Genomic DNA, 10,915 nt, shown 5'->3' on the forward strand with positions numbered 1-10,915 from the left:
CAAACAAAAAAATGCCTCAATTACAGCTTATCATCCTGCAAAAGAAGCATTTTTTTAAACGATATTTCACTTTATTCTCTTGAATACTAGAAGGTAACGAGCCAACTAATATCGTGTTTTCTAATCTGCCAATCAAATCTCCCATTTTCGGGAGATTCACAAACACTCCACTAAAAATAAATACTCGGTGTTTGTAAACCACAACTTTTCACAAACAAAAAAATGCCTCAATTACAGCTTATCATCCTGCAAAAGAAGCATTTTTTTAAACGATATTTCACTTTATTCTCTTGAATACTAGAAGGTAACGAGCCAACTAATATCGTGTTTTCTAATCTTTAATCAAACCACAACTGGTGGGATTTACGTTGTGAATTTATTTTAATATCGTGTTTTCTAATCTTTAATCAAACCACAACTCAGTCGATGCTTTTATAAGTTTAGAGGAAATATCGTGTTTTCTAATCTTTAATCAAACCACAACTTGTAGTAGTTTGAGTATTTAAAGAAGTTCAATATCGTGTTTTCTAATCTTTAATCAAACCACAACTGAATTTCTGTATCGTTCTTTCCCATTTTTAATATCGTGTTTTCTAATCTTTAATCAAACCACAACCCAAGTACTTTGGTGTTTCCGAATTTGTCTAATATCGTGTTTTCTAATCTTTAATCAAACCACAACCCATTAAACCTATCAATTAAGTAATGATAAAATATCGTGTTTTCTAATCTTTAATCAAACCACAACCGTTTCCATTTCGATTACTCCATCTCGTCTAATATCGTGTTTTCTAATCTTTAATCAAACCACAACAGAGTGACTGCGTAGAAACTCCGTTGTGGTTTGGTTGTTTAAGCGTTTGAAAATCTTATGTCAAAGAACTTTTAAAAATCTTGTCTTCCTATGATGGTGACGATTTCAATATCATCATCTTTTATATTGTAATAGATAGTATCAACTCCACAAACACAAAAACGTTCAATATCCTTATAATTTGTTGCAATGGGAAACATAAACGGATTAGCTGCTATTTTATTAAAACATTCAAATAACATATCATAATATTTGTAAGCTTGTTGCAAACCAAATCTGCCCAACCCAAATTCAAAAATTCTTATAATATCTTCTTCTGCCTCAAAAGATAAATTATATCTATACATTCAGTCTGCTTTTAATTTCTGCCAAAAGTTCTTCTTTGGTTTTGGTACTAAAACCACTCTTCAAACCTCTATCAATTTTCATTTGAACATACTCATGATACGCATCGCGCTCACGCGCTTGCTTAATCAAATAATTTACTGCTTCACTCTTGCTTGTAAATTCTTCTTTGGCTACTTGTTGTTTGAGCCACTCATCGTTTTGATTGGCTAGGGTAATGCTTTGTCTTGCCATAATAAAAATATTTAGTGGTGTAAATATACACCAAAAATTTTAGTACATGAAATCTATTTTACCTGTTTGGTATAAAATAAAATCTTTACCCTCAAATATTGCTTTAACATTACTTAAGCTTATTCTTAATTTCTGAACTGGCTGTTCAAAATTTACAGACGATTCCTTTTTTAAATCCTTATCAGCGCCACCTTGAGCATGATGGCGAAGCTGAATTCGTCCATCGCTTTCAAATTGCGTTATTTTAAATAGTCTATTATTTAACTCACTTTTACTTAATTGTTTTAATTCCTCTGGGCTATTTTCATAAAAAAGTGCCATTTGATTTACTCGTAAAACTTTAGTTAAGGGAATCAAAACTTCCGATTTTTTGCCTTTGTTTTTTATTATATTTTCTTCAACTGGCATTTCTAATTTTAATTTACCTTGATTGTGTTTTGCTAAATCAAATGCCGAAATAGTTTTAAAGGCTTGCTCTTTTTTACCTTTATTGTCAAAGGATTCATAAATTGCCATACCAAAAATATTTTCTAAAGTAGCATAATAATGTTCTTTGTATTCTTTTCGGTTGCCTTTTGAAACATGACTTTGAGATTTAATTTTTGGTAAATTTTTATTGCTTGTTTTTACTCGGATTTTTTTAATCAACATTTCTTTGATTTCCTTTTCTTTTTCATCTTTTTCGGTTGGCAATAAAATCCAATTTTCAATTGTTCTAATATTCTTTAAACCATGTTTAAGTATTCTATTTTTAATACCCTCATCTACAATATTACTTACATCTGCATCAGTAAAATTGCTATTTACAGGTTTCCTTAAAACAAACCAAATTTCTTTCTCTGCATTTTCATTTTCTCTTTCAATTGCACCATAAAAAGTATCCTTATGTAGTGAACCCCTAATTCCTTGCCCCTTTTCATAAATTACATTTCCTTGCTTGTCATATTGAATTTTATTTCTTTTTCGTAATTTTCTAACCGTTTGTTTTTCTATTTTATCTTTATGATTGTGAACTACAATAATACTTTCCTTTAACTGAAATACATCTTCAGTAAAAGTTTGCCACGGTTTTGCAATCTTAAATTTTTCTTGATATCGATTTTCTTCTGATTCTTTAAATGCTGCGGCTAAACCATCTCTAATACTTTTATCCATAAATGTTAAGACAACTGCATCAATAGCATGATGGTAATGGTAGTTTCTATCTTTCTCACCTAATCCCCAAGATTTTCTAACATCAGCAACCATAGTTCCTTTTGCTGGAAAAACTTTTTGAAATAGTGACTTTAAAAACAACTCTGAATATTTAGTTATTATTCCAGTATCTACTAATTGGCTGTTTTTGAAGTTCGGTTTTATTTCGGTTGCAGTAAAGCGATATACTTTTTGTTTCCAATAGTCTAACTCTAATTTTAAATAATGCCTTTTTTGTATAGCACTATTCTTTTGCTCAACTGTACTGGCTACTTTTGAAAAATATTTTTGTTGTTCTATTTTTTCTTCTAAATCTTCTATGGTTTTTTGCCAATCTTTAATATTATGGGTGAAATTTTCTTTATAATTTCCCTCATTTATTTCTTGTGGAATTCTATTTCCTTTAATTTGATTGAAAGTTCTATCAGCTAATGTTTTATTTGCAAGTGAATTATCAAAAGATTTACTACGAGGAAATGTATGTTCTATATCAAACTGTGGGTTTGAACCTAATAATTTTTCGCAATTAATGGTATTGTTTGTGTAGAAGCATTTTCCATTTTGTTCTTGACACAATCTATACTTGATAATGTCTGCATCAGTTACTTTTGAATTGGTGTCTTTTGCCAGTTCTTCTAATTTTTCTCTGAATTTTTTATTCTCAGTTTCTCTTTCTCGCTGCCATCTTTCAATGGCAAGTCGCTTGTTTTTATCATTTAATTCTCTTGCTAATTCAATTATGATTTCTGTATCTGGAGCAATTTTATTTTCTTTTAATAATGTATTTACTAATTTTCTCAAATAAAACAAAGTTCGCATTGCCATCGGATTTTTTATAGAATTTGTAAATGGCAATCCTAATAAATTATCTTGACTTTGTGGATAAGCATCCATTGCAGAAGGATGATATAGTTTATCTGCTTGCTCTTTGGAGACTTTATATTCTTGAATTAAAAATTCTTTGATAATTTCGTCAACTCTTGGTTTTGGCAAATAATAACCACCAACTCTTCTTTTTCTTAATTGGCTCTGAAATTCTTTTTCAATTTCATTTAACAAACCATTTCTACTTTCATCAGACATTTTTTCCCATTCATACTTACCGTAGAATAATTTGGTTTTATCTACAACATTTATTTTATCGGTTTCATCTAAAATATAATCGAAATTGGAATTATCATATTCTTTGATAAAATCGCCAACCAAACCATTTACAATATCAATCTTTAGTATTTGTGTTTTATAATTTGAAATAATATCGACAATTGTATCTTGAATAAATTCTTTATTAGCTTCCCATTTTTCTTTTCCAATAATACTATCAATATTAGCAAAGAAAACTGCATAAGGATAAATAATTGTATTCTCCAAAAACGGCAAAATCTTAACTATAGCTTTTTTACTTAATGAAGAATATCCTTGCTTTAAATTGATACTTTCATAATAGTTGATTTTTTCTTCTGAAATATTAAATCGAGTTCTTATGAAATTTTTTACTTTCTCAGAAGTAATATCATTTACAAAATCGCCTGAAAAAAATAACGAATGCCATAATTCATCAACTAAATCACTAACCGTTTTATTGTCTTGCTTTTTATATTTTGAAATGATTAGTTTTTTACAACCTATCCAATCTTCTGCATCAAAAACTTCAATTAATTTACTGATCGTTGGACTGCCAACAATTGGATATTTATCGTTATAATTAAATTCAAATAACAAACTATTCTTTTTAGCCGAAGTATTTATGCTTTTTGAAATATCAACAAACTTAAAATTCTTTGCACTTACTCTGTAGAACTTATCTTTTGCAATTTTATAATACTCTGGAAATTCTGAAAGAAAAACAAACTTATCACTATTTCGTTCTTTTACTTTAATAGAGTTAAGATATTGATACATCCTAAACTCCTCAAATAAAGGGTGACTTATTGGGCAACGAGTTTTTATTTTTTCTAAAGTACATTTTCCAACTGCTCCTTTTTGGGACTTTAAAGGTCTTTGAAAAAAAATAGCATCAAAGAAATCATCTGCTAATTCTTTACTTATATTTTGGGCTTTCATTAAAACATTAAACTCTTCTACATAACTAATTCGAGAAGAATTTACTTCTTGATCATCTGCACTGAACTTTGTCTTTCTAACTTTTTTATCATTTTGAAGTAAATCAAAATAATATTCTCCTAAAGTTTTAAAACCATTTTGTCCTAAAAGCTCTTGCTCTTTTTTGTATTGTTCCAAATCTTTACCTGCGTCAGCATCTTTTCTTCCACTTTTAAAACCTCTGCGTTGACACATATGATACAAAGCTCTTCCTAATTCTTGCCTTGAAACTATCTGATTAACTGCTTTTGCTCTAACTTCATAAGGATTAATCTTCAACCATTCTGAGAATTCAAAATTGGCTGTTGGGTATTTCATTTCTTGTCCTTTTTTATATTCAGACCAGATTGTCAATTCATCAATTGTCAACGGACAAAAACCATTTTCTATTAATAATTTTAATAAATCGGTTTTTCTTTTTTTTCTTCTTTTATATAATTTTCTTGAAGCTCTGAGTTTTGTTCGTTCTGAAGCTAATGAAAACTCAACTCCTTTTTCTTCGCCAACACCTTGTGGAAAAACAATCACATTAGCATCAACAATTTGATTTCCTTCTTTGTTTGTATCTCTAATTGCCCACCCAATACTATTTGTTCCTAAATCCAATCCTAAAATCTTTGCCATAATCTTATACTTTTTATACTAAAGAATAAAACTACAAAAAAAAATTGCTTTTTTTACAGATTTCCTTATTGTTGTTAAGAAACATTTACTTATTTTTGAAATGATTAAAATTTCTAATCTTTAATCTTATCACAATAAGGCTATATGCCGTAGATGAAAATCTTGAGTCCCGCTTCGGTGGGACTTTTTTTGTTTACAACCCTTAATAACTTGTAATAAAATCATTTGCCATCCTTTAAAATTAGAATTACTTTTGGGTCAAATTAATTATAACTACAAAAAATGTCTAACACACAACATTTACACGATTTTACAACACAAACAAGAAGAGATATTCTTCGCATGGTACATGCCGTAAACTCGGGACATCCGGGCGGCTCATTGGGGTGCGCTGAGTTTTTAACCGTATTGTACCAACAGGTAATGAAACGAAATCCAGGGTTTAGTATGGACGGCATTGGAGAAGATCTTTTCTTCTTATCCAATGGTCATATTTCCCCTATCTTCTATAGCGTTTTAGCTCGTAGTGGTTATTTTCCAGTATCGGAGTTGGCTACTTTTAGAAAGCTGAACACGCGTTTGCAAGGGCATCCCACCACGCATGACGGCTTGCCTGGAGTACGAATGGCTGCGGGTTCGTTAGGACAAGGATTGTCGGTTGCCATTGGTGCAGCACAAGCCAAGAAATTAAATCACGATGCTCATTTAGTTTATGTGCTTACAGGCGATGGCGAATTGCAAGAAGGCCAAAACTGGGAAGCCATTATGTATGCATCCGCTAAAAAAGTAGATAATCTTATCGCTACTGTTGACTTTAACGGACAACAAATTGATGGTGCTACCAATGATGTTTTGAATATGGGTAATTTGAAAGCCAAGTTCGAAGCTTTTGATTGGGATGTACTAGAAATTAAAGAAGGAAATAACATCGAAGCAATTATTAAAGGTATGGAAGAAGCAAAAAGCAGAACGGGCAACGGAAAACCAGTTTGTGTATTGCTACATACGGTAATGGGCAATGGTGTCGATTTTATGATGCATACCCACGCTTGGCACGGTAAAGCGCCGAATGATGAGCAATTAGCTGTTGGATTGGCACAGAATGCGGAAACTTTGGGTGATTATTAATTTGGATGAACAAACTCTTTTCGATAGCACTCTTCTTTTTTTGTCAAAATATGTTTTGTCAAGAGTATCATTTTGACAAAGCTATTTTATACACTAGAACAGACATAGAAAATAATAACACACAATATTTATCTATATTTATTAACTCCAAGAACCAATCCTATCACTTTGTTAGCAGTAGTTGGGGCAATGAGATGAATTGTTATTTGATAGATAAGAATACGGAAATGTCTCACAAATATTACTTAGAGAGTTTAAAAGATGTTACTGATTTTACTTATGAATATTCTTGGAAATTTTCCCAGCCAAATCATGAGAAATTTTCCCGGCCAAATCATGAGGTTAATTGTGAAAGTTTTGTTGTAAATGAAATCAAATTAGATTCGTTACAGACTAAAATTGAAGCAATTAATTACTCTAATAAAAAAAAGAAACGAATTGATTATCAATATACATTCATTTTAAAACCAATTGATGTTCCTATTTTAAATACTATAACAACTATTCTACAACATCACCGACAACTTGATTGTCTTGAGTTTACTATTTCTCAAAATAACATACCAAGCTCGATAAAATACCGATGTAATAAAGGTTGTAATTTGAATTTTGATTTAGTTTCAATCAAAGATACTGATGTTGACTTTCAAGTAAAAGAAGAAGACATAAAATTCAAGAATAAATGAGAAATTTATTTTACATAATTGCATTACTCTTCTGTCAAAGTAGTTTTTGCCAGGAATATGTTTTTGATAATTTTTATGAATTTCAAGGTGATTGCAATATTGCGGTTGTAATGATTAACTCTCAAAATAACACCTATTATTTTACTTGTAGAAAAGGGAGTGAAACTATTTGGGGCTATTTAAATGATTATAAAGAAAATATTATTCATAATTATGAAGTAATAAATTTTGAAAATGGTATTCAATTTAATTATATAAATTCCACAAAAATAAAACCTTCAAAATGGCTATATTTCGAAGAAAACATGCAGTATGATGTTACAAACGAAATTATTGATTCAACTAAAACCAAATCAATTATTGTCAAAAATCAAGTAAATAAAAGAGGTAAAAAGAAATATAGAGGTAAAGTTGAATTGGTTTATTACAAAAACAATGATGTATTTCCATCAAAATTAATACCCTTATTTGGGCATCATTTTTTTGATAACCGAAATCTCTCTTTTATCGATAATAAGTTGCCTCAAAAAATTACTTATAATTATACTAATGGAACTGAATTAACTTGCAACTTAATTAAAAAACTAAAAATAAACACAACACTAAAAATAACAAAAGAACAAATCAACTACAAACAATGAAAAAATACAACAACGCAGGAAGTAAAGATACTCGTTCGGGTTTTGGCGCAGGAATGACCGAGCTCGGACAAAAAAATGAAAATGTCGTAGCACTTTGTGCTGATTTGATAGGTTCGTTAAAGTTTGACGACTTTAAGAAAAATCACCCCGAGCGTTTTTTCCAAATTGGGATTGCAGAAGCCAATATGATTGGCATTGCCTCAGGATTAACTATTGGTGGTAAAATTCCGTTTACTGGAACCTTTGCCAACTTTTCTACCGGAAGGGTTTATGATCAAATTCGTCAGTCAGTAGCCTATTCTGATAAAAATGTAAAGATTTGTGCTTCACATGCTGGTTTAACATTGGGAGAAGATGGAGCGACACACCAAATTTTAGAAGACATTGGATTGATGAAAATGCTACCCGGAATGACCGTAATCAATACGTGCGATTACAATCAGACTAAAGCAGCTACTATAGCACTTGCAGACCATCACGGTCCAGCTTATTTGCGTTTTGGTCGCCCGGTGGTGCCTAATTTTACTCCGGCTGACGAACCTTTTGTAATTGGAAAAGCGATACTGCTAAATGAAGGAACTGATGTTACTATTATTGCTACCGGACATTTAGTTTGGGAAGCGTTACTTGCAGCAGAAACATTGGAAACAAAAGGGATCTCGGCAGAGGTAATCAACATTCACACTATTAAACCACTAGATGACGAAGCCATTTTGAAATCTGTGGCTAAAACAGGTTGCGTAGTTACAGCTGAAGAGCATAATTTTTTGGGTGGTTTAGGCGAAAGCGTTTCCAGAGTATTGGCGTTAAACAATCCGAAACCACAAGAGTTTGTTGCAGTAAACGATAGCTTTGGCGAAAGTGGCACTCCGGAACAACTGATGGAAAAATACAAGCTAAACAATCAAGCCATAGTTGAAGCTGTAGAAAGCGTAATTAAAAGAAAATAATTTTCAATTTATTTTAAAAAAAATCCCGTATCGTTTTTTGGAACGATACGGGATTTTTTTAATGACACGCAGCATCACGATATTTTCTTAGTCTTGTTGGATTCGTAAAATTACCAGCACAATCCGGAACTCCTTTGGTTTCGTCTACAAAAGGTGTCAATGGGTCATCTACTGAAACACCATTAAATGGATAGTAACGAACCGTTTCTAAAACATCGTTTGGGTGCACATAGCTTGTTTCACTTTTGGTCGTAAAGAAATCGCCATCATCATCGGTATCTAAAAAGTCAGGGATTTCATCACCATCGGTATCATCAGGGTTTACAACACCTTCTTCTAATCGTAACATATAGCCATCGCCATTCAAATCTTCTTGATAGGAAAAAATTCCATCTCCATCTTGGTCTACACGTTCTACTTCATAAAGTTTTATATTGAAAACCAATGGCGAATACGCCGGAATTCCTCCTGTTGGGTTACCAAAATAGGCTAAACCCGAGGGAATAAACATAATCCCCGATCCAAAATCAGTATACGAAATAGTACCGTCAGGGTTTCCAGCATAATTACCGGTTCTGAATTGTGGAAATATTTCGCTCCATCCTCTTATCACTCCCGTTAGATTAAAATAGCTTTGCGGATTAACAGAGGTTTCAAATTCTTCAGATTTTATAGTGCTGGTTGTTACTGATCCGACAGTTTCTGTATTCGTATAGATATATTCACCTTTATAAGCAGTCAACACACGGTCAACATTACAAGGCGATTTACTATTTGGGCCAGCGCCTTCTCTTAGTTTTATATAGTATATTTTATACGTAACATCAACATCTTTTTGTTTAACCGTTACCTCTCTTGATAGAATGGGATACATAGTTTGATCCCAAATAGAAGTTTGTGTGCCGCCAGTCGGAATTATGGTAAAAGTAACATCTTGGTCGTCTGTACTTCCCGGATTATTTACTACTGTCATGGAGTGCGTTTTCATAAAAGTTTCAATATTTGCTATGTCTTTTACATATTGCTCTGTATAATCTCGTAAAGGGGCGTTTCCATTATCATCTTTTGAACAAGAAACAACAGCTATTCCAATAATAAATAGAAGTATAATTTTAAAAAAAGTATTCATTTTTATTTGAATTTTGAGCCCGCAAGATACAATATTGATTTATTTTTGTGAACAATTTAACGTTGATTTTGGAAAAAAAATGAGGGTAGATAAATATTTATGGTGTGTTCGATATTACAAAACCAGGAACATGGTAACTGAGGCTTTTAAAAAAAATCATATTACCGTTAACGGTCAAGTAGCTAAGCCATCCAAAGAGGTTTTCCCGTTGGATAAAGTTACTTTTAGAAAAGACCAAATCACCTATCAAATTACGGTTTTAGATATTCCGCAAAATAGAGTTGGAGCAAAACTAGTTGATATTTATAGAAAAGACGATACGCCTCCTGAAACTTTTACCCATTTAGAATTACTCAAATTATCAAAAGAACATTATCGAAAAACGGGAACCGGAAGGCCTACCAAAAAAGACCGAAGAGATTTGGACGATCTTGAACTAGGAACCGATATAGTAGAAGAATAACCATCCTCTTTATGAATAAAAAAAGACCTTCAAATTTCTTGAAGGTCTTTCTCATTTATTAGTTAGTTGAAACTATCTTTTCACTACTCTTACGGTTTGTAAATTATCCTCTTGGGCTACAACTACGTTGTACACACCACTTGGATAATTGTTTCCAATGGTTGTCGTTTCTAAATCGCTTGTTCTCAAATCTCTTTGCTCAATCAATCTACCTACCATATCGTATACTTTTACGTTTACTTCTGATTGGCTTGCTGTTTTCACATCCAACATAAAGTTATCCGCAAATGGGTTTGGATACGCCGTAGCTTTAAACTTCGGAGCAACTGCTCTAGGAATTCCTGGTGCTACCGCATTAATTTCACAAGCGTTTCCATAATCACCAAACACGCCATTTATTTCAATTGCTACTTCAACAAAATAGGTTTGTCCTACTTGTGCCTCAGGGAAATCACTCAATTTAAAATAAGAATAATCAACTATTTTAGTAGCTACAACCAACTCATCTTCTGGATTCTCTGGATCAGGTTGTGCTAACTTAACTCTGTATCTAGGGAAAAATTGATAAGGAACAATGTTTAATTGTTGTGCCAATGTATAATCA

10 protein-coding genes and 1 CRISPR repeat array are annotated in these 10,915 nt (G+C 31.9%); of the genes, 5 read left to right on the forward strand and 5 right to left on the reverse strand.

The window, feature by feature from the left end; all coding sequences use genetic code 11:
• Nucleotides 1-318 precede the first annotated feature (318 nt).
• A CRISPR array of direct repeats spans nucleotides 319-814; the repeat unit is 36 nt; unit sequence AATATCGTGTTTTCTAATCTTTAATCAAACCACAAC.
• Nucleotides 815-885: 71 nt separating this feature from the next.
• Genes ACIQ2L_RS13325 through cas9 form a run of 3 tightly spaced genes read right to left on the reverse strand, consistent with a single transcriptional unit; the run spans nucleotide 886 to nucleotide 5,314 of the window.
• A complete protein-coding gene (locus tag ACIQ2L_RS13325) occupies nucleotides 886-1,161 on the reverse strand; it encodes a type II toxin-antitoxin system RelE/ParE family toxin (RefSeq protein ID WP_396159635.1) in 276 nt (91 codons plus the stop codon).
• The gene (locus tag ACIQ2L_RS13330) at nucleotides 1,154-1,393 is read right to left on the reverse strand and encodes a type II toxin-antitoxin system ParD family antitoxin (RefSeq protein WP_396159637.1); all 240 of its coding nucleotides are present in this window, start codon (nucleotides 1,391-1,393) and stop codon (nucleotides 1,154-1,156) included. The genes ACIQ2L_RS13325 and ACIQ2L_RS13330 overlap by 8 nt, the downstream gene beginning before the upstream one ends.
• Before the next feature lie 39 nt (nucleotides 1,394-1,432).
• Nucleotides 1,433-5,314: a type II CRISPR RNA-guided endonuclease Cas9 gene (cas9, locus tag ACIQ2L_RS13335; protein ID WP_396159639.1), complete on the reverse strand. Its 3,882-nt coding sequence runs from the start codon at nucleotides 5,312-5,314 to the stop codon at nucleotides 1,433-1,435.
• Nucleotides 5,315-5,596: 282 nt separating this feature from the next.
• Between cas9 and ACIQ2L_RS13340 the strand changes: the two genes are divergently transcribed.
• From ACIQ2L_RS13340 to ACIQ2L_RS13355, 4 genes are all read left to right on the forward strand, one after another.
• Nucleotides 5,597-6,442, forward strand: coding sequence for a transketolase (locus ACIQ2L_RS13340; RefSeq protein WP_396159641.1), 846 nt, complete (start codon nucleotides 5,597-5,599; stop codon nucleotides 6,440-6,442).
• Nucleotides 6,443-6,669: 227 nt separating this feature from the next.
• Nucleotides 6,670-7,128 (forward strand): hypothetical protein, encoded by a 459-nt coding sequence (locus ACIQ2L_RS13345; RefSeq protein WP_396159643.1) that lies wholly within the window; start codon nucleotides 6,670-6,672, stop codon nucleotides 7,126-7,128.
• Entirely contained in the window at nucleotides 7,125-7,769 is a 645-nt protein-coding gene (locus tag ACIQ2L_RS13350; protein WP_396159645.1) for a hypothetical protein, read from the forward strand. The genes ACIQ2L_RS13345 and ACIQ2L_RS13350 overlap by 4 nt, the downstream gene beginning before the upstream one ends.
• A complete protein-coding gene (locus ACIQ2L_RS13355; protein WP_396159647.1) occupies nucleotides 7,766-8,719 on the forward strand; it encodes a transketolase family protein in 954 nt (317 codons plus the stop codon). The genes ACIQ2L_RS13350 and ACIQ2L_RS13355 overlap by 4 nt, the downstream gene beginning before the upstream one ends.
• A gap of 58 nt (nucleotides 8,720-8,777) precedes the next feature.
• On the opposite strand, the gene ACIQ2L_RS13360 is transcribed toward ACIQ2L_RS13355, so the two are convergent.
• Entirely contained in the window at nucleotides 8,778-9,848 is a 1,071-nt protein-coding gene (locus ACIQ2L_RS13360) for an FKBP-type peptidyl-prolyl cis-trans isomerase (protein WP_396159649.1), read from the reverse strand.
• 79 nt (nucleotides 9,849-9,927) lie between these two features.
• Here ACIQ2L_RS13360 and ACIQ2L_RS13365 point away from each other — a divergent pair, with 79 nt between their 5' ends.
• Entirely contained in the window at nucleotides 9,928-10,311 is a 384-nt protein-coding gene (locus ACIQ2L_RS13365) for an RNA-binding S4 domain-containing protein (protein WP_396159652.1), read from the forward strand.
• A gap of 72 nt (nucleotides 10,312-10,383) precedes the next feature.
• Here the strand turns inward: ACIQ2L_RS13365 and ACIQ2L_RS13370 are convergent.
• Nucleotides 10,384-10,915: T9SS type A sorting domain-containing protein (locus ACIQ2L_RS13370; protein WP_396159654.1), on the reverse strand; the 532-nt coding region annotated here is incomplete at its 5' end.

The sequence above is a fragment of the Flavobacterium sp. genome, from assembly GCF_044369455.1.
Classification (GTDB): Bacteria; Bacteroidota; Bacteroidia; order Flavobacteriales; family Flavobacteriaceae; genus Flavobacterium.

Excerpts from the sequence above, each read along its gene's own strand:
- ACIQ2L_RS13325 (WP_396159635.1), bottom strand. The coding sequence starts at position 1,161 with ATGTATAGATATAATTTATCTTTTGAGGCAGAAGAAGATATTATAAGA.
- ACIQ2L_RS13330 (WP_396159637.1), bottom strand. The coding sequence starts at position 1,393 with ATGGCAAGACAAAGCATTACCCTAGCCAATCAAAACGATGAGTGGCTC.
- cas9 (WP_396159639.1), bottom strand. The coding sequence starts at position 5,314 with ATGGCAAAGATTTTAGGATTGGATTTAGGAACAAATAGTATTGGGTGG.
- ACIQ2L_RS13340 (WP_396159641.1), top strand. The coding sequence starts at position 5,597 with ATGTCTAACACACAACATTTACACGATTTTACAACACAAACAAGAAGA.
- ACIQ2L_RS13345 (WP_396159643.1), top strand. The coding sequence starts at position 6,670 with ATGTCTCACAAATATTACTTAGAGAGTTTAAAAGATGTTACTGATTTT.
- ACIQ2L_RS13350 (WP_396159645.1), top strand. The coding sequence starts at position 7,125 with ATGAGAAATTTATTTTACATAATTGCATTACTCTTCTGTCAAAGTAGT.
- ACIQ2L_RS13355 (WP_396159647.1), top strand. The coding sequence starts at position 7,766 with ATGAAAAAATACAACAACGCAGGAAGTAAAGATACTCGTTCGGGTTTT.
- ACIQ2L_RS13360 (WP_396159649.1), bottom strand. The coding sequence starts at position 9,848 with ATGAATACTTTTTTTAAAATTATACTTCTATTTATTATTGGAATAGCT.
- ACIQ2L_RS13365 (WP_396159652.1), top strand. The coding sequence starts at position 9,928 with ATGAGGGTAGATAAATATTTATGGTGTGTTCGATATTACAAAACCAGG.